The sequence below is a fragment of the Serratia sp. (in: enterobacteria) genome (genome assembly GCF_051654945.1).
Taxonomy (GTDB): domain Bacteria; phylum Pseudomonadota; class Gammaproteobacteria; order Enterobacterales; family Enterobacteriaceae; genus Chania.
In genome coordinates this window covers 67,782-85,617 of record NZ_JBOFZA010000056.1, presented here as the reverse complement: position 1 = coordinate 85,617, position 17,836 = coordinate 67,782, and the positions used below count along the sequence as shown (strand labels likewise).

Annotated in this window: 17 protein-coding genes and 1 pseudogene; 5 read left to right on the top strand and 13 right to left on the bottom strand. The window is 56.0% G+C overall.

The genetic code is table 11. The features are described 5' to 3' along the window. Positions 1 to 56 precede the first annotated feature (56 nt). The 5 genes from ACRDCA_RS08350 to ftsB all read right to left on the bottom strand — a co-directional run bounded on the left by ACRDCA_RS08350 (position 57) and on the right by ftsB (position 3,650). Positions 57 to 791 carry a fimbrial protein gene (locus tag ACRDCA_RS08350; protein ID WP_438689115.1) on the bottom strand — a complete coding sequence of 245 codons (735 nt, stop codon included), beginning with the start codon at positions 789 to 791 and terminating at the stop codon, positions 57 to 59. 292 nt (positions 792 to 1,083) lie between these two features. Next, entirely contained in the window at positions 1,084 to 2,130 is a 1,047-nt protein-coding gene (gene truD, locus ACRDCA_RS08345) for a tRNA pseudouridine(13) synthase TruD (protein WP_438689114.1), read from the bottom strand. A 3-nt stretch (positions 2,131 to 2,133) separates the two neighbouring features. Then, positions 2,134 to 2,607, bottom strand: a complete 474-nt coding sequence (ispF, locus tag ACRDCA_RS08340; RefSeq protein WP_021179414.1) for a 2-C-methyl-D-erythritol 2,4-cyclodiphosphate synthase — start codon at positions 2,605 to 2,607, stop codon at positions 2,134 to 2,136. A gap of 11 nt (positions 2,608 to 2,618) precedes the next feature. Beyond that, positions 2,619 to 3,326 (bottom strand): 2-C-methyl-D-erythritol 4-phosphate cytidylyltransferase, encoded by a 708-nt coding sequence (gene ispD, locus ACRDCA_RS08335; RefSeq protein WP_438689113.1) that lies wholly within the window; start codon positions 3,324 to 3,326, stop codon positions 2,619 to 2,621. 3 nt (positions 3,327 to 3,329) lie between these two features. Beyond that, positions 3,330 to 3,650 (bottom strand): cell division protein FtsB, encoded by a 321-nt coding sequence (gene ftsB, locus ACRDCA_RS08330; RefSeq protein WP_438689112.1) that lies wholly within the window; start codon positions 3,648 to 3,650, stop codon positions 3,330 to 3,332. A 398-nt stretch (positions 3,651 to 4,048) separates the two neighbouring features. Here ftsB and ACRDCA_RS08325 point away from each other — a divergent pair, with 398 nt between their 5' ends. From ACRDCA_RS08325 to ACRDCA_RS08315, 3 genes are all read left to right on the top strand, one after another. Next, the gene (locus tag ACRDCA_RS08325; RefSeq protein WP_438689111.1) at positions 4,049 to 4,819 is read left to right on the top strand and encodes a basic amino acid ABC transporter substrate-binding protein; all 771 of its coding nucleotides are present in this window, start codon (positions 4,049 to 4,051) and stop codon (positions 4,817 to 4,819) included. 83 nt (positions 4,820 to 4,902) lie between these two features. Beyond that, positions 4,903 to 5,670, top strand: coding sequence for an amino acid ABC transporter permease (locus ACRDCA_RS08320; protein WP_025122021.1), 768 nt, complete (start codon positions 4,903 to 4,905; stop codon positions 5,668 to 5,670). Beyond that, positions 5,654 to 6,376, top strand: a complete 723-nt coding sequence (locus tag ACRDCA_RS08315; protein ID WP_438689110.1) for an amino acid ABC transporter ATP-binding protein — start codon at positions 5,654 to 5,656, stop codon at positions 6,374 to 6,376. Before ACRDCA_RS08320 ends, ACRDCA_RS08315 begins: the two co-directional genes overlap by 17 nt. A 181-nt stretch (positions 6,377 to 6,557) precedes the next feature. Here the strand turns inward: ACRDCA_RS08315 and ACRDCA_RS08310 are convergent, their stop codons facing one another. From ACRDCA_RS08310 to cysG, 5 genes are all read right to left on the bottom strand, one after another. Next, positions 6,558 to 6,875 (bottom strand): DUF3561 family protein, encoded by a 318-nt coding sequence (locus ACRDCA_RS08310; RefSeq protein ID WP_438689109.1) that lies wholly within the window; start codon positions 6,873 to 6,875, stop codon positions 6,558 to 6,560. Between the two features lie 109 nt (positions 6,876 to 6,984). Then, positions 6,985 to 7,608: an adenylyl-sulfate kinase gene (gene cysC, locus ACRDCA_RS08305; protein ID WP_438689190.1), complete on the bottom strand. Its 624-nt coding sequence runs from the start codon at positions 7,606 to 7,608 to the stop codon at positions 6,985 to 6,987. Beyond that, positions 7,604 to 9,034 carry a sulfate adenylyltransferase subunit CysN gene (gene cysN, locus ACRDCA_RS08300; protein WP_438689108.1) on the bottom strand — a complete coding sequence of 477 codons (1,431 nt, stop codon included), beginning with the start codon at positions 9,032 to 9,034 and terminating at the stop codon, positions 7,604 to 7,606. The genes cysC and cysN overlap by 5 nt, the downstream gene beginning before the upstream one ends. Before the next feature lie 12 nt (positions 9,035 to 9,046). Then, positions 9,047 to 9,955, bottom strand: coding sequence for a sulfate adenylyltransferase subunit CysD (gene cysD, locus ACRDCA_RS08295; RefSeq protein WP_438689107.1), 909 nt, complete (start codon positions 9,953 to 9,955; stop codon positions 9,047 to 9,049). A gap of 9 nt (positions 9,956 to 9,964) precedes the next feature. Then, the gene (cysG, locus tag ACRDCA_RS08290) at positions 9,965 to 11,395 is read right to left on the bottom strand and encodes a siroheme synthase CysG (protein ID WP_438689106.1); all 1,431 of its coding nucleotides are present in this window, start codon (positions 11,393 to 11,395) and stop codon (positions 9,965 to 9,967) included. Between the two features lie 292 nt (positions 11,396 to 11,687). Here cysG and ACRDCA_RS08285 point away from each other — a divergent pair, with 292 nt between their 5' ends. Together ACRDCA_RS08285 and ACRDCA_RS08280 are read left to right on the top strand one after the other, a co-directional pair. Next, positions 11,688 to 12,770, top strand: a complete 1,083-nt coding sequence (locus tag ACRDCA_RS08285) for an aminopeptidase (protein WP_438689105.1) — start codon at positions 11,688 to 11,690, stop codon at positions 12,768 to 12,770. Positions 12,771 to 12,868: 98 nt separating this feature from the next. After that, a pseudogene (locus ACRDCA_RS08280) lies at positions 12,869 to 13,129 on the top strand (hypothetical protein); the annotation flags it as partial. 243 nt (positions 13,130 to 13,372) lie between these two features. Here ACRDCA_RS08280 and cysH read toward each other — a convergent pair. The 3 genes from cysH to cysJ form a co-directional block, all read right to left on the bottom strand. Further along, positions 13,373 to 14,107 (bottom strand): phosphoadenosine phosphosulfate reductase, encoded by a 735-nt coding sequence (gene cysH / locus ACRDCA_RS08275; protein WP_438689104.1) that lies wholly within the window; start codon positions 14,105 to 14,107, stop codon positions 13,373 to 13,375. Positions 14,108 to 14,317: 210 nt separating this feature from the next. After that, positions 14,318 to 16,033, bottom strand: coding sequence for an assimilatory sulfite reductase (NADPH) hemoprotein subunit (gene cysI / locus ACRDCA_RS08270; protein WP_438689103.1), 1,716 nt, complete (start codon positions 16,031 to 16,033; stop codon positions 14,318 to 14,320). Next, the gene (gene cysJ / locus ACRDCA_RS08265) at positions 16,033 to 17,835 is read right to left on the bottom strand and encodes an NADPH-dependent assimilatory sulfite reductase flavoprotein subunit (RefSeq protein WP_438689102.1); all 1,803 of its coding nucleotides are present in this window, start codon (positions 17,833 to 17,835) and stop codon (positions 16,033 to 16,035) included. The genes cysI and cysJ overlap by 1 nt, the downstream gene beginning before the upstream one ends. Position 17,836: the final 1 nt, after the last annotated feature.

Genomic DNA, 17,836 nt, shown 5'->3' with positions numbered 1-17,836 from the left:
CAGATAACGTCCAGCTTTACTCCCCCTATAAAATAGGGATCATGATTTGACAATAATTAGTTATTTACCGGTATATCGATTTCTTCAACGGTTTTTTTTAACCAATGGTAATAGCGCGCTTTATATTTTTTACCTGGCTGAAAAAAAAGCGTAGCAACGTTAAGTCTGGTCCCGGGATATATCGTAGCGGTTTCTTTTTTCCAGTTGCAAGCACCGGCAAGATCGCAGATACCCACCTCTCGCAACGGCACACGCAGCGTGCCATCATTTATCACCAGACCGCTTTGCGAATCTAGCTTCAGGCTGACCGTTGGTCTTTTCGGCGCAATATGCACTAACGCTCCCCAGACCAGACTGATGCCAACCTTGGTCGAGGGAGCCTGCGGGCTGGCATTAGCCACCACATCGTCAAATGCAGATTCTGACACCCCCTCAAAATAGACTCGCCAGACGGTTTCCTTTTCGGGCAGTTCCAGGGCCACCAAACGCACCAGACGTTGGCTGCCAGCGGAAATCGCCAACTTCTGCGGCGTGATCACCAACGAGTTCTGGCTAAAGCCGTCGACACTAATCTCTTTTTCCTGCCTGGTGCCCGGGTTGATTATTTGCTTTTCGGTCACCTTGACGAATTGCACCTCGTCGCTTTGTGACATGACTCTTATTTGCGTCGCCCCCGAGTCGCCAATCTCGACGCTCATCGGGTAAATACTCATATTAGCCAGCGCACAGCCAGAGAAAAACAGAATGGGAAGAATACCCAGCAGGTATTTATGCTTATATCTTTTTGTCATGGGTTCACCCTACACGTCCCTGTATATAAATATCCACAGAACATTAGACGTAATTAATTTGACTTAAATAACAATGCGCTCACTATAAGTACGGAAGTTAAATAACTCAACATAACAATAATTAATATTTCCGCAATAATAAATTACATTGCAAGCACATGAAAAACAAAGAGATAATTTTTTATTATAATTAAATTATTCGTTTAATTGAGGGAGTAGCAGAGAGGGGGAGTATTTAACCGCGGTTAAGCAGGCTAAATGACAGGGGCGCCGCCTGCGCCCCTGCAAAGGGTTATTCAGAAATCTCCGCGTCACTGCCAGCCAATTGCATAATTTCACGTACCACGCTGGTGGCAAAACTGCCTGCCGGTAACCAGAAGCGCAGTTCCACGGTGACATCATCCCACCAGGTCCATTGGAGATTTTGCGGCTGTAGCAGCAAAGCCCGGCGTGCAGGATCGACTCGCTCGCGCTTTAACAAGCTCATTAATTCCGGCTGTTGGGCCAGACAACTTTGTTCAAACTCCAGCGCTTCCCCAGCAGTACCCGGCTCACCATCACCCGGTAACGGGGCGGTAACCATCAGTTCACCTGCGTCCAGACGCTGTTGCAGGTCAGATAACTCTTCCGCTTTGGCAACAAACCAACTACCACGCCCGGCGAGTTGCAACGCATCCCCTTCCAGCACGGTTTGCTGCTGTTGGTTAGCCAGACGCTGGCTGGCGATCAGGTTAAACAACGCACTGCGGCTGGCGGACAGGTAGAAGCTGCGTTTGCTACGCTCCTTCACGCGGATCTCATCGTTGGCCCAGCGGCGCGCCATCGTCAGGTTGTTGCCGCCACGGCCAAAGCGCTGGCTGCCAAAGTAGTTCGGTACACCGCCTGCCGCAATGGCCTGCAAACGTTGTTCTACTTCCTGACGATCGCTGATCTGGCGCAGCACCAGGGTGAATTCGTTACCCTTTAGCGTACCGATACGCAGCTTACGCAAGTGGCGAGCGGCCTGTAACACTTCACAGCCTTCCAGCGTAAACTGGCTAAGGTCGGGTGATTCTTTGCCCGGCAGATGCAGGCAGAACCACTGTTCGGTCACCGCATGACGATCTTTCAAACCGGCATAGCTGACAGAACGGGCATGAATACCGGCAAATTTCGCCAGATAATCGGCCACAAACTGGGTGTTACAGCCGTTCTTGCGGATGTTCACCAGCAGGTGTTCACCTTCGCCATCTGGTGCGAAACCCAGATCCTCAACCACCACAAAGTCTTCCGGATTGGCTTTCAGCACGCCGGTGGCCGCAGGCTTGCCGTGCAGCCAGGTCAGATTGGCCATGTCCATCGGTTATTCCTTGATCAACAGGGCAACCGCTTCGCAGGCAATCCCTTCGCCACGACCGGTAAAGCCCAGCTGTTCGGTGGTGGTCGCTTTGACGTTCACGTCGTCCATATGGCATTGCAGATCTTCCGCCAGGAAGATGCGCATCTGAGGAATGTGCGGTGCCATCTTCGGTGCCTGCGCAATGATGGTGACATCCAGATTCCCCAGACGATAGCCCTTGGCACGAATGCGTTTCCAGGCTTCACGCAGCAGTTCGCGGCTATCCGCCCCTTTGAAGGCCGGATCGGTGTCCGGGAACAGCTTGCCGATATCCCCCAACGCCGCCGCCCCTAGCAAGGCATCGGTAGCCGCATGCAGCGCCACATCGCCGTCGGAGTGAGCCAGCAGTCCTTTTTCATAAGGAATGCGAACACCGCCGATCACCAACGGCCCTTCGCCGCCAAATTTATGGACATCAAAACCGTGACCGATACGCATGATGCGCTCCTTTAGTTGTTCAACTGAGTCAAATAGAACGCGGCCAGCGCCAAATCCTCTGGCCGCGTCACTTTAATATTGTCCGAACGCCCCGCGACCAGCAGCGGATGGTAACCGCAATGCTCCAGCGCCGAAGCCTCATCGGTGACTGCCGCCCCTTCATCCAGGGCGCGTTGCAGGCAGATCTTGAGCAGTTCCAGCGGGAACAGCTGCGGCGTCAACGCATGCCACAGATCCTGGCGTTCAACGGTGTGCGCAATGACGTTTTGGTCTACTTGCGCCCGCTTCATGGTATCACGCACCGGCGCAGCAAGGATGCCCCCGACCTTGGTGTGTGCCGTGATGGCCAGCAAACGCTCCAGATCGTCTGGATGCAGGCAAGGGCGGGCGGCGTCGTGCACCAGTACCCAATGGGCGTTATCTGCCAATTGCAGCCCGGCCAACACCGAATCGGCGCGCTGTTGCCCCCCCTCGGTGACTAACACCCGTGGATCCTGAGCTATCGGTAACGTTTTAAACTGCTGGTCTTCGGGACTGATTGCCACGATCACCTGGCTAATACGCGGGTGGCGCAGCAAAGCGTGGATCGCGTGTTCCAGAATGGTTTGGTGACCGATGGTTAAATACTGCTTCGGGCAATCGGCCTGCATACGGCTGCCAATACCGGCAGCGGGCAGGACAGCAATCACCTGCGAGGAGGAGCCTACGGATGGATTCATGCGTTACTTCGGTGGGTTGTTCTGTGTGGCAGACGCCGCGTTGCGCCCGGAAGGTTCAGGAACCAGACGATAGAAAGTCTCGCCGGGCTTGATCATGCCCAGTTCATTACGTGCACGTTCTTCTATCGCTTCCTGACCGCCGTTCAGGTCGTCGATTTCGGCAAACAGCTGATCGTTACGCGCTTTCAGTTTGGCATTGTTGCTCTGCTGAGCCACAACGTCCTCATTGACCCGTACATAATCGTGAATACCATTCTTCCCCAGCCACAGTGAATACTGTAACCAGCCAAGCAGCGCCAGCAATAACAGCGTCAGTTTTCCCATCTCCGCCCCCTAAAAAAAGCGCTTAATCATCCCACAACTTTCCGTTTGACTCCACAGCAGGAGCGGCTTTTCAGCGGCGACAATCGAGCGGAATAAGAATTTCCTGAGTTTAGCACCCAATTGTCAGCTGAAAGCTAAACGAGCGCGGCATGCGGTGCCCCTACAAATGTGTGCACAGCGCCACCCAAGTCAGTATGCAGTAAGAATAACTGGATGGAGGGTATTTTCACCGACATTTCAGCCGCGTTTTAAATAATTATTCATATTTTACACTATTAGCATTTTCATCATCAGGTAGGGGTTGTGTTTTTATTCATGTAAGTTTATTTTTATGCATCTAAAGTGCATAAATAAATCCAATGTATAACCTTTACTCAACTTACTTTCGGGGATAACCAATGCTAAAACGTCTTGTGCTGATCGGTGCTTGCCTGGCAACCGCTTTTTCCACTGCCTCCTTTGCCGCAGAACCGACCTATGTCGTCGGCTCCGGCGGTACCTATCGCCCGTTTGAATTCGAAAACAGCCAAAAAGAGTTGGAAGGCTTCGATATCGATGTGATTAAAGCCGTCGCCAAAGCGGAAGGTTTCCAGGTGAAACTGGTGAACACGCCGTGGGAAGGCATCTTTGCCACTCTGAACTCCGGCGACCGCGACATCATCATTTCCGGCATTACCATTACCGACAAGCGCAAGCAGATGGTCGATTTCTCTGCGCCATACTTCCCGGCAGAGCAGGCTATCGTGGTGCCGAAAGATTCTAAAGTCGATTCCATCGACGCGCTGAAAAGCCTGAAAGTGGGCGTAGTGAACTCCAGTACCGGCGACATCGTGGTTTCCGACGTATTGGGTAAAAACAATACCGCCATCAAGCGCTTCGATAACACCCCGCTGCTGCTGCAAGAGCTGTATGAAGACGGCATTGGCGCGGCGGTCGGTGACGTTGGTGTGGCCAAATTCTACATCAAGACCCACCCGGAGAAAGAGTTCAAACTGGTCTCTGACAGCAAGTTTGAACGCCAGTATTTCGGCATCGCGGTGGCCAAGGGCAATGATGAGCTGCGTAACAAGATCAACAGCGGCCTGAAGAAGATCGTCGCCGATGGCACCTACGCCAAAATCTACCAGACCTGGTTCGACAGCAACGTCCCTACGCTGCCAGCGGAATAAACCTGCTGTAAATAGGGGCGCAATTGAGTGCGCCCCTACGTATTAGACCCGCACGTTCGCATTACCATCGTAAGGATTAAATTTTGTCAGCATTCCGTTGGGAGATCATTGAGGAATACGCTCCGTTGTTTATGGAGGGTGCCTGGATGACCATCAAATGTACCATCATCTGCGTGATCCTGGGCACCACATGGGGACTGATCCTCGGGTTAGGCCGCCTGGCTCAGGCTCCGCACGGCATCTGGAAACCGATCCTGCACTATTGCGTGCAATGGCCGGTGCGTATCTATATCAGCGCCTTCCGGGGCACGCCGCTGTTTGTGCAAATCATGGTGGTTCACTTCGCGCTGGTGCCGCTGTTTATCAACCCGCGTGACGGCCTGCTGGTCAGTAACGGTTTGATGAGCGTCGACTTCGCCCGTGCATTGCGCTCCGATTACGGTGCCTTCCTGTCGTGCGTGGTCGCTATCACGCTCAATGCCGGTGCCTACGTCTCCGAGATCTTCCGTGCCGGTATCCAGTCGATCGATCGCGGCCAAATGGAGGCTTCACGCTCGCTGGGGATGGGTTACGGCAAAACCATGCGCAAAGTGATCCTGCCGCAGGCCTTCCGCCGCATGCTGCCACCGCTCGGCAATAACGCCATCGCCATCGTCAAGGATTCCTCCCTGGCCTCCGCAATTGGTCTGGCGGATCTGGCCTATGCCGCACGTACCGTTTCCGGCGCGTACGCCACCTACTGGGAGCCCTATCTGACGATTTCAGTGATCTATTGGGTCATCACCTTCCTGCTCTCGCTGATGGTGCAACACATGGAAAAAAGGTTCGGTAAAAGTGATTCGCGTACATAATCTGCAAAAACAATTTGGCGAAAGCCACGTGCTGCGCGGTATCTCCTGCCAGATCGCGCCGAAAGAAGTGGTGTGCATTATCGGCCCATCCGGCTCCGGTAAAAGCACCTTCCTCCGCTGTATCAACGCGCTGGAGACGCTCTCCGGCGGTGAGATCGACGTCAATGGCTTTGCCATTCACGACCAGAAGACCGATCTGAACAAAATGCGTGAAAGCGTGGGCATGGTATTCCAGCGCTTTAACCTGTTCCCGCATATGACGGTGTTGGAAAACATCATCATGGCGCCGATGGGGGTGAAAAAACTGTCGCGCAGCGAGGCCATTGAACGCGCCGAGGTGCTACTGAACAAAGTGGGCCTGCTGGACAAGATTGATGCCTATCCGAGCAGCCTGTCCGGCGGGCAGCAACAGCGTGTCGCCATTGCCCGTGCATTGGCGATGGAACCGCAAATCATGCTGTTTGACGAGCCGACCTCAGCGTTGGATCCGGAGTTGGTCGGTGAAGTGTTGGCGGTGATGAAAGCGCTGGCGCTGGAAGGCATGACGATGGTGGTGGTCACCCATGAAATGGGCTTCGCCCGCGAAGTGGCCGACCGGGTGCTGTTTATCGATCAGGGGATTATTCAGGAAGAAGGCACGCCGGAGCATATCTTCACTCACCCGACCAATCCGCGCACGCAGGCATTCCTAAGCAAAGTTTTGTAACCTTCCGCACGGTTTAGACATCTGTTGACGTCTGGTTCCCCTCACCCCAACCCTCTCCCAAAGGGCGAGGGGGCTAGTGCGGAGTACTTGGTTAATTTGTGCCGCTTCGGGAAGTACAGCACTATCAACAAACTCGATCTGGTTCCCTCTCCTGGGGGAGAGGGTTAGGGTGAGGGCGCCTCTACCAACCACTAAGAAAACTGAACACCAGCCAGAACAGGCAGATGACGGCGGCACCGGTCAGCAACAGCGTGAGGATCAGTCGCCCACGTAGCACCATGCTGAAAGTGATCCCCACCAACACAGACGCTGGCATTAAAGCCAGGAAGAAAGGCCAGGTATAAAGCAGGAAAAACAGAGTGTTAGAACCGTAAACCATAAAAGGCACGGTGAACGCCAGCCAGTAGAAGACGAAACCGCTGGTTGCCCCCAGAAACGAATAAGAGGGCTCGTCGGGCTCGAGCTGTGTATCTATCAATAGTGGTGTGGCGTTTTGCATAGCGTTACCTGTTTGATACCCAATGTATCCACATGGGCATGCGGCTCGCTCTGCGGCGGGCTAAGGCTAAAAAGCGCATGGCTGACCGCGCCACACGCCTTTATCGAATTCAGGGTTTGATAATAGCTTTACCACGCAGTACGTCTAACAATTGCTCAGCTAAATTTGTTACCAATTGTTCACCATTGAGGTGTATATCCGGCAACACGGGCGCCTCATAAACCGAGTCAATACCGGTGAAATTACGCAGCTCGCCGGCGCGGGCCTTTTTGTACAATCCTTTCGGGTCACGAGCCTCGCAAATCGCCAGCGGGGTGTCGACATACACTTCGATGAACTGCCCCTCGGCCAGCATTTCACGTACCAGCTGCCGTTCGGCACGGTGTGGCGAGATAAACGCCGTCAACACTACCAGCCCGGCATCCACCATCAGCTTGGCCACCTCACCGACCCGACGGATGTTCTCACGCCGATCCTCGTCAGAAAACCCCAGATCCCTGCACAGGCCGTGGCGCACGTTGTCGCCATCCAGCAGGTAGGTGCTGACGCCCAATTGATGCAGAGCCTGCTCAAGTGCGCCAGCCACGGTCGATTTCCCCGAACCGGACAGGCCGGTAAACCACAGCACCACGCCCTGATGGCCGTTGGCCGCTTCGCGCTCCGCACGCGTTACCGCATGCGGGTGCCATACCACGTTTTCGTCTTTCGCTAACTCGGCCTCGGCCACGTTAATTCCCCTTGAGCAAGTCACGCGCACCCCAGTGTGGGAAGTGCTTGCGTACCAAGGCGTTCAGCTCCAGTTCAAAGGCGCTGAAATCCCCCGCCGCTGCCGGATTATCCTGCTGCAAGGCTTCGCGAATCAACCCCGCGCCGACCGTGACGTTAGTTAAACGATCGATAAAGATCAGGCCACCGGTATCATGGTTCTGCTGATAACTGTCGAGCACCAACGGTTCGTCGAAGGTCAGTTCCACCAGCCCGATACCGTTTAAGGGCAACACGTCGGCCTGATGCTGCGCCAGCGAGTTGATCTCCACCTGATGGCGAATGCTCTCAATGCGGGCGCGGGTTTTCTTGCCAGCCACCTTGATGTCATAGCTCTGGCCCGGTAACAGCGGCTGTTCCGCCATCCATACCACGTCTGCCAAGGCGCTTTGCGTAGCCTGTAGGGTTTCGCTGGCGTCCACCAGCAGGTCACCCCGGCTGATGTCGACTTCATCTTTCAGTACCAGCGTAATCGCTTCACCCGGCCCTGCCTCTGGCAGATCGCCATCGAAGGTCACGATGCGTGCCACGGTGGACTCAACGCCGGATGGCAGCACTTTAATGCGCTGGCCCACGCGAACCACACCGGCAGACAACGTCCCTGCATAACCACGGAAATCGAGATTCGGGCGGTTGACGTATTGCACCGGGAAGCGCAGCGGCTGGTGTTCACGCTCGCTGATGACATCTACCGTTTCCAGCACTTCCAGCAGCGTTGGGCCGCTGTACCAAGGCATCTGTACGCTTTGGCTGGCAACGTTGTCACCATCCAACGCCGACAGCGGCACAAACTTGATTTCCAGGTCGTTGGGCAGTTGCTGAGCGAAGGTCAGGTAATCCTCTTTGAACTGCTCAAACACCGCCTGGCTGTAATCCACCAGATCCATTTTGTTCACCGCCACCACCAGATGGCGAATGCCGAGCAGCGTGGCAATAAAGCTGTGGCGACGGGTCTGATCCAGCACGCCCTTGCGGGCATCGATCAACAGGATCGCCAGATCGCAAGTCGAGGCACCGGTAGCCATATTGCGGGTGTACTGCTCATGTCCCGGCGTATCGGCAATGATAAATTTGCGCTTTTCAGTCGAGAAATAGCGGTAGGCCACGTCGATGGTAATGCCCTGCTCACGCTCCGCCTGCAAACCATCCACCAGTAAGGCCAGATCGAGCTTCTCCCCTTGGGTACCGATGCGTTTGCTGTCGGTATGCAAGGTAGACAGCTGGTCTTCGTAGATCTGGCGGGTATCGTGCAGCAAACGACCGATCAGGGTACTTTTGCCGTCGTCCACGCTGCCGCAGGTCAGAAAGCGTAGCAGACTCTTGTGTTGCTGCGCGTGCAGATAAGCCTCTACCCCGCCCTGTTCAGCGATTTGTTGTGCAATAACGTTGTTCATTCCGGCGGCTCCTTAGAAATACCCTTGGCGCTTTTTCAGCTCCATCGAACCGGACTGATCGCGGTCGATCATGCGGCCCTGACGTTCGCTGGTGGTGGAGACCAGCATTTCCTCGATGATCTCCGGCAGCGTCTGCGCAGAAGAATCTACCGCGCCGGTCAACGGCCAGCAGCCGAGAGTACGGAAGCGCACCATTCGCTGGCTGATCACTTCGCCCGGTTGCAGATCGATACGATCGTCATCCACCATCATCAACATGCCGTCGCGTTCCACTACCGGGCGCGGTTTGGCCAGATAGAGCGGAACGATGTCGATCTTCTCCAGGAAGATGTATTGCCAGATATCCAGTTCGGTCCAGTTTGACAGCGGGAACACGCGGATGCTCTCGCCCTTGTTGATCTGGCCGTTATAGTTGTGCCACAGCTCCGGGCGCTGGTTTTTCGGATCCCAGCGGTGGAAGCGATCGCGGAACGAGTAGATCCGCTCTTTGGCGCGGGATTTTTCCTCATCGCGGCGCGCGCCACCAAAGGCGGCGTCAAAACCGTACTTGTTCAGCGCCTGCTTGAGGCCTTCGGTTTTCATGATATCGGTATGCTTGGCGCTGCCGTGAACAAACGGGTTAATACCCATCGCCACCCCTTCCGGGTTTTTGTGGATCAGCAGCTCGAAGCCGTACTCTTTGGCGGTACGATCGCGGAATTGATACATTTCGCGGAACTTCCAGCCGGTATCCACATGCAGCAGCGGGAACGGCAGCGTGCCCGGGTAGAACGCCTTGCGTGCCAGATGCAGCATCACCGAGGAGTCTTTACCGATGGAATAGAGCATCACCGGATTGCCGAATTCGGCGGCCACTTCACGGATAATATGGATGCTCTCCGCCTCCAATTGCCGCAAATGGGTGAGTCGTTTTTGGTCCATAACAGATCCTTAAGCCAAATTCACGACGGCCGGGCGCGCTGCCACTGCCGTCTGCGATTGATGCCCAAACCAGGCGATTTGATGATGTAATTCCACCACTTCACCGATCACCAGCAGCGCCGGTAACGGTGCCTGCCGAGTTAATTGTTCCAGCTGTTGCAGGGTGCCGGTCTGCACCTGTTGATCGGCCCGCGTCCCCCGGCTGATCACCGCTACCGGTGTCGCTGCGTCACGACCATGGGCGATCAGATTACGGCTGATATCCGCCGCCTTCATGGTGCCCATGTAGATCGCCAATGTCTGACGCGCCCGCGCCAGAGCGGGCCAATCCAGGCCGTCTTCATCGTCACGGCCATGGCCGGTAATAAAGGTGACGCTCTGTGCATGATCGCGGTGCGTCAGTGGAATACCCGCATAGGCCGTAGCCCCTGCGGCGGCGGTCACACCCGGCACCACCTGGAAAGGAATTCCGGCAGCGGCGGCCACCTGTAACTCTTCGCCACCCCGGCCAAAGATAAAGGGATCGCCGCCTTTCAACCGCACTACCCGCTTCCCCTGCTGCGCCAGTTCCACCAGCAGCCGATTGGTCTCTTCCTGGATCACCGAGTGTGCACCGGCGCGTTTGCCCACGCAGATACGTTCAGCGTCGCGACGCACCAAATCCAGCGTCTCTTCACTCACCAGATGATCGTAAAGCACCACGTCGGCCTGCTGCATGACCTGCAGCCCGCGTAAGGTTAACAAGCCGACATCGCCCGGGCCTGCCCCGACCAGCGCGATCTCACCTTGCTTACCCTTATTACCCTGCGCAAAAGCCGTTAAATCCTGATCCAACTGCTGTTGTGCCTGCTCAGCCTGCCCATTCGCCACCAGCGTAGCAAAACGGCCATTGAACGCCTGTTCCCAGAAACGCCGTCTGGCCCCCATGGAAGCCAACTGTTGTTTCACTTTGCCACGCAACCCACCTGCCAGTGCTGCCATCTGTCCCAGGCTGGTAGGCAGCAGGGCTTCCAGTTTCTCGCGCAGCATCCGCGCCAATACCGGAGCCTGGCCGCTGGATGACACGGCCACCACCAACGGTGAGCGATCGATAATCGACGGGAAGATAAAAGAACAGCGCGGTTGATCGTCTACCACGTTGGCCAGCACGCGGCGCTTATCCGCTTCGGCATACACCTCGGCGTTCAGCGCGCTATCGTCGGTAGCGGCAATCACCAGAAAAACGTCGTCAAGTTGCTGCGGCACAAAGCTCTGCGCCAGCCAGTGAACTTGCCCTTGCAGATGTTGTTGCTCCAGCTCAGCGGAGAGCGCCTGCGCCACGATCCGCACTTCGGCCCCAGCACGAAGCAGGAGGTCGACTTTGCGTGCAGCCACTTCGCCGCCGCCCACCACCAGCACCGGGCGTTGTTTCAGGTCGGCAAATATTGGTAGATAGTCCACAACGGCCTTTTCATATAACAAATTGATAGGGTGACTATACGGCGTGCGATTTGCCCCCTGAAATGACGAAAAGGCATGAGATGTTCTTAAATGGAATAAGGCAGGCTACAACGAGGTTAAATAGACAGGCAGCGAGTGAATCGAAATGGAGCATCGTTGAACAGGGTGGTTTAACGTCGTGCATCTCAGACAAAAATAGGACGCGAAGAAATTGTCTTATCGCCCGTAGCGTCCCATACTGACTACCGCAAAAATAATCGGCATCACCGCTGTCAAAGAAGGATTTTTCGGTATGTTTTCCCGCTTGTGTCTGAGGGCTGGGCTGTTGTTAGTCGCTCTCGGCAGTGCTGTAAGCGTTTCGGCCGCTACCAAACCCGTAAAAGACGCCCCGATGGGCCAGTTCGCCGCCAGCCAGATACGTCACATCGCCACCTACTTCCCCGGCCGCATGGCGGGCAGCCCGGCAGAACTATTGGCCGCCGACTATCTGAAACAACAGTTTAGCGAGATGGGCTACCCGGCTGACAGCCGCACCTTTGACGCCCGTTATCTCTACACCAACAAAGACGGCAGTGAAAACTGGCGCAAGATCAGCGTCAGTTCGGTGATTGCGACCAAAAAAGGTGAACGCCCCCAGCAGGTGATCATCATGGCGCACTTCGATACCTATACCCCGCTTAGCGACGATGAGGTGGACAACAATCTCGGCGGCCTGACGCTGCAAGGGGTCGACGACAACGCCTCTGGCGTGGGCGTGATGCTGGAATTGGCCAACCGGCTGAAAAACATCCCTACCACCTATAGCCTGCGTTTTGTAGCCATGAGCGGTGAAGAACTCAAATCGGTGGGGGCGAAAAACTACCTCGGCCGCATGACGCAGGATGAACGCAATAACACGCTGCTGGTGATTAACCTCGACAGCCTGATCACCGGCGATCGCCTCTATTTCCATTCAGGACGCAACACCGAGCCGGAAGTGATAGCCAGATCCCGCGATCGGGCGCTGAATATCGCCCACCGTTATGGTATCGAAGCGGCCATCAACCCTGGTAGCAAAGCGTTCCCCAAAGGCACCGGCTGCTGTTCCGATCAGATTATCTTTGATGAGGCCAAAATCCCGGTGATGGCGGTAGAGGCGACCAACTGGTCGCTGGGGGAGAAGGACGGTTATCAGCAGCGTATCGTCAGCCCGAGCTTCCCGCAGGGTATCACCTGGCATCGTCCGCAATTCGACAATCTGCAATACCTGGAAACCCATCTGCCGGGGCGGATCGATAAACGCAGCCGTGACAGCGTGCGGATCCTGTTACCGCTGGTGAAAGAACTGGTACAGGCGCATCCAGCCCCAGAGCCGAAGAAGAAAAAGAAGAAATAGTTGGGCGAACATAGAGTACAAATTTTGTGCTCATCCCCTCGGTTAAGTATACTGAGTGAAATCCGTATGCGAGAAGAAGCCGATGAGTGCGCACATAAACCTTATCGCAAAAAGCGACCCGAGAGAGCCTTGGATCACCTGATAATTTCAAAGGAGGTGTTTGGGTGACTAAAAACGGAACTGCTGAATTATTCGTTCAAACGGCCTTGGAACGACAAGAGGAGTTGGCTGCCTGGGAACAGGAACAGCAATCCCTGGCACTGCTAAAACTAGCGTTGAAAGCCAAACAAGAAGTCGTTGAAGGGAAAGTCCTCACGCCTGATGAAGCACTGAAAAGGTTAAGGGCTGCAAGAGGTTAAGGAGTAACCTATCATGTATGAAGTGCGTCTGACCGAGCCTTGCCGAACACGCCAAGATTTAACCCGCGCTCTCTTGCGGCACATGTTATTAAGCTAGTGCAGTTATTGCCGTGTCCAACGACCGTAGGGACGCTGCATGCTGCGCCCATTTGTGAGTTACAACCCCTCTCCCAACGTACAGACAGCGAACCTCATGGACGCTGATTTAGGGAGAGTGAGTTAGTTCAGAGCCGCTATCAGCCATCACCCTTCGTGCAGGCCACACTCGCGCTTCAGGCCGAAGAAGCGGGTTTCCTCTTCGCTCATGCCCTCTTCCCATTTCCGGGTGGTGTGGGTATCGCCCACCGACAGGTAGCCCTGATCCCACAGCGGGTGATAGCTCAGCCCATGCTCGGTCAGATACTGATAAATCTGGCGGTTATCCCAGTCGATGATCGGCAGGATCTTGAACACCCCACGCTGCACTGCCAGCACCGGCAGGTTGGCACGGCTGCCCGATTGCTCACGACGCAGGCCAGCAAACCAGGTTTGGGCCCCCAGCGTTTCCAGCGCGCGGTTCATCGGCTCAACCTTGTTGATCTGGTTGTACTGCTCAATCCCCTCAACGCCCTGCTCCCAAAGCTTGCCGTAGCGCGCCTCTTGCCAGGCCGGTGAATGCTCGGCGCGGAATACCTGTAGGTTCAGGTTCAGCTGGTCGGCCAGTTGATCGATAAACTGGTAGGTTTCCGGGAACAGATAGCCGGTATCGGTCAGGATCACCGGGATATCCGGCTTGATGCGCGTGACCAGATGCAGACACACCGCCGCCTGAATACCAAAGCTGGAGGAGAGCACAAACTCCCCCGGCAGATGTTCCAGTGCCCAGGCGACTCTCTCCTGCGCCGAAAGCTGTTCCAACTGGCCGTTAACGACCGCCAATGCCAGCGCCTGCCCGGATTTTGGTAACGCGTTCAGCGCCGCCAGATCCCATTCAGCCATGATGCGATCTCCTGATAGTGTTGATGTGGCCCCTCACCCTAACCCTCTCCCAAAGGGAGAGGGAACCGTACGTGCCCGTATTCAGCATATCGCTCTACAAAGTAGCTAGAGCACCAGTGCGGCATCAAACCTCGGGCTTCCCCCTCTCCCTTTGGGAGAGGGCCGGGGTGAGGGGATTGGCTGCACCGATATAGCATGCAGCCGCGATGGTTATTCCCAGAAATCCTGCGCGGGATCCAGCACTGGCCGGATAATGCCGGTGCGAACGGTGAAGTCGCCAAAGCCTTCGCCAGCGTTACGCTCCGTTGCCCAACGGCCTACCAGCTGATCGATAGTTTGCAGGATTTCCTCTTCGTTAATGTTTTCCCGATACATGCGCGGAATACGCGTCCCTTCACGGTTCCCCCCCAGATGCAGGTTGTAGCGGCCAATCGCTTTACCGACCAGGCCAATTTCCGCCAGCAGCGCCCGGCCACAGCCGTTCGGGCAACCGGTGATACGCAGCACCACATGCTCATCACCCACGCCATGCCGGTGCATGATGCCCTCGACCTTGGTCACAAACTCTGGCAGGAAGCGTTCGGCCTCCGCCATCGCCAGCGGGCAAGTTGGGTAGGATACGCAGGCCATTGAGTTCTTGCGCTGCTCGCTGATTCCGTCGTCGATCAGACCATGCTGGCGCGCCAGCGCTTCGATCCTGGCCTTTTCGCTTTCCGGTACCCCAGCGACGATCAGGTTCTGGTTAGCCGTTAAGCGGAAATCACCCTGGTGGATCCTGGCGATCTCGGCCACGCCGGTTTTCAGCGGACGGCCTGGGTAATCCAGCAGGCGGCCGTTTTCAATAAACAGCGTCAGGTGCCAGTGGTTATCGACTCCTTTGACCCAGCCGATGCGATCGCCACGGCCAGTAAACTCGTACGGACGCACCGGCGCAAAGGTGATACCGGCACGCTTTTCAACTTCGGCGCGGAAGGTATCTACCCCTACCCGCTCCAGCGTATATTTGGTTTTCGCGTTCTTACGGTCGGTACGGTTGCCCCAGTCACGCTGGGTCGTCACTACCGCTTCGGCGACAGCCAACGTGTGCTCCAGCGGAATATAGCCAAACTCACTCGCCGTACGCGCATAGGTTTTCTTGTTGCCGTGCTCGATGGACAGACCGCCGCCCACCAGCAGGTTAAAGCCCACCAGCTTGCCGTGCTCGGCAATCGCCACAAAGTTCATGTCGTTGGCGTGCAGATCCACATCGTTCTGCGGCGGGATCACCACCGTAGTTTTAAACTTGCGTGGCAGGTAAGTGGCTCCCAGGATCGGCTCTTCGTCCGTGGTCGCGACTTTTTCTTTATCCAGCCACACTTCGGCATAGGCGCGGGTACGCGGCAGCAGGTGCTCGGAGATTTTCTTCGCCCATTCGTACGCCTCCTGATGCAGCTCCGACTCCACCGGATTCGAGGTGCAGAGTACGTTACGGTTCACGTCGTTGGCGGTCGCCAGCGCATCCAGCCCCAGGCGGTTCAGCAACTGGTGTACCGGTTTCACATTGCCTTTGACGATGCCGTGAAACTGGAACGTCTGGCGGTTGGTGATACGAATACTGCCGTACAGCGTGCTTTCGGCGGCAAATTTGTCGATGCCCAGCCACTGCTGCGGAGAAATAATCCCCCCCGGCAGGCGGCAGCGCAGCATCATGGCGTGGCGCGGCTCGAGCTTCTGCTCTGCACGTTCGGCACGAATATCACGATCGTCCTGCTGATACATGCCGTGGAAACGGATCAGCAAAAAATTATCGCCGGTAAAACCGCCGGTCAGACCGTCCTGTAAATCTTCGGCAATGGTTCCGCGCAGGAAGTTACTCTCTTTCTTCAGACGCTCGGCATCGGCCAGTTTGCCTTCAACCACCAGAGGCCCGGGGTGTTTATCACTCATCAGTAAACGTCTCGCTGATAACGGCGCTCAAGGCGCAGCTCGCTTAAGAATTCGTCTGCCAGCTCGGTATCCATTCCACCGTGCTCGGCCACCAGTGCTAACAATGTGTTTTCAACGTCTTTCGCCATGCGGTTGGCGTCGCCACAGACATAGATGTGTGCGCCTTGCTGGATCCAGTTCCAGACTTCCGCTCCGTGCTCGCGCAGCTTGTCCTGCACGTAAACCTTATGTTGTTGATCCCGTGACCAGGCCAGATCGATGCGCGTCAGCAGGCCATCCTTCACATAGCGCTGCCATTCAACCTGATACAGGAAGTCTTCGGTAAAGTGCGGATTGCCGAAGAACAGCCAGTTTTTACCCCCGGCACCGTCGGCTTCGCGCTGCTGCATAAAGGCGCGGAATGGGGCAATACCGGTGCCAGGGCCGATCATGATCAGCGGTGTGTCCGGGTTGGCCGGCAAGCGGAAGTTGTCGTTATGTTCGATAAAGACCCGCAGTTCGCCTTCTTCTTCCAGACGATCGGCCAGGAAGCTGGAAGCTCCACCGGCACGGCTGCGGCCATCAATGTCATAGCGCACTACGCCAACGGTGATATGCACTTCGCTGTCATTTTCCGCCTGAGAAGAGGCAATGGAGTACAGACGCGGCGTCAGCGGGCGCAGCAGGCTGAGTAGCTGCTCTGCGCTCAGATCGGCAGGAGCCTGGCGTACCATGTCTACAATCGGGGTGTTCTGCGCGTAATGTTGCAGTTTAGGCTTATCGGCCAGCAGGCCAATCAGTTGTTCGTCCCGTGACAGCCCGGCATATTTCTCCACAATCAGCGTGGTGTTTTGCGTCAGTTCAAAGTGGCTGCGCAGGGCATCGCGCAACGGCAGGGTTTGCCCTTCAACCTCAACGAGTTCATCGCCTTTCAGCCACAGCAGTTGCACCAACTCATCCACCAACGCCGGATCGTTGTCAAACCACACGCCGAGCGCATCGCCCGGTTGATAGCGCAGGCCGGAATCGCCTAAATCAATTTCGATATGGCGCACGTCTTTATCGGAAGCACGGCCGGTGATCTTTTGCTTGGCCGCCAGTTGGGCGGTCAGCGGCTGTTCTTTGCTGTAAGGGCTGCTATCGATCAGATCGACCGCGCCGCTGGCCAATGCTGCGGGGGCGCTGTTTTCCACAGGTGCTCGCGACTTCAGGACTTCCACCACCTGCTTGCGCCAGGCAACAGCCAGTTCCTGATAATCCACGTCCGCATCGATGCGCTCCACCAGGCGTTCGGCCCCCAGCTCGGCGAGCTTGCCATCAAAATCCTTGCCGGACTGGCAGAAATTCTCGTACGAGCTATCCCCCAGGCCAAACACCGCAAAGGCGGTTTCAGTGAGCTTGGGCGCTTTTTTCGAATGCAGGAATTTATGCAGCGCGACCGCCTCTTCCGCGGGTTCGCCTTCACCTTGGGTGGAAGCAATCACTACCAGCAGACGCTCCTGGGCGATTTGCTTGAACTTGTAGTCACCGGCATTGACCAAGGTGACACTCAGCTTCGCCGCCAGCAAATCATCGCGTAACTGTTCAGCGAGACGGCGAGCATTGCCGGTCTGAGAGGCAGAAATCAGGGTAATGCTGGCCGCAGGGGCCGCGGCAACCGGTGCCGAGGCCACGCTTCCCGGCTGCTGATTGACCATGCCCCAGAAGTAACCGGACAACCACGCCAGCTGCGTTGGGGAATACCCACCGATGACGGCCTGTAAACTCGAGAGCTGTTCGGGTGTCAGCGGGAGCAAAGATGTTGGAGGAACCTGAGTCGTCATC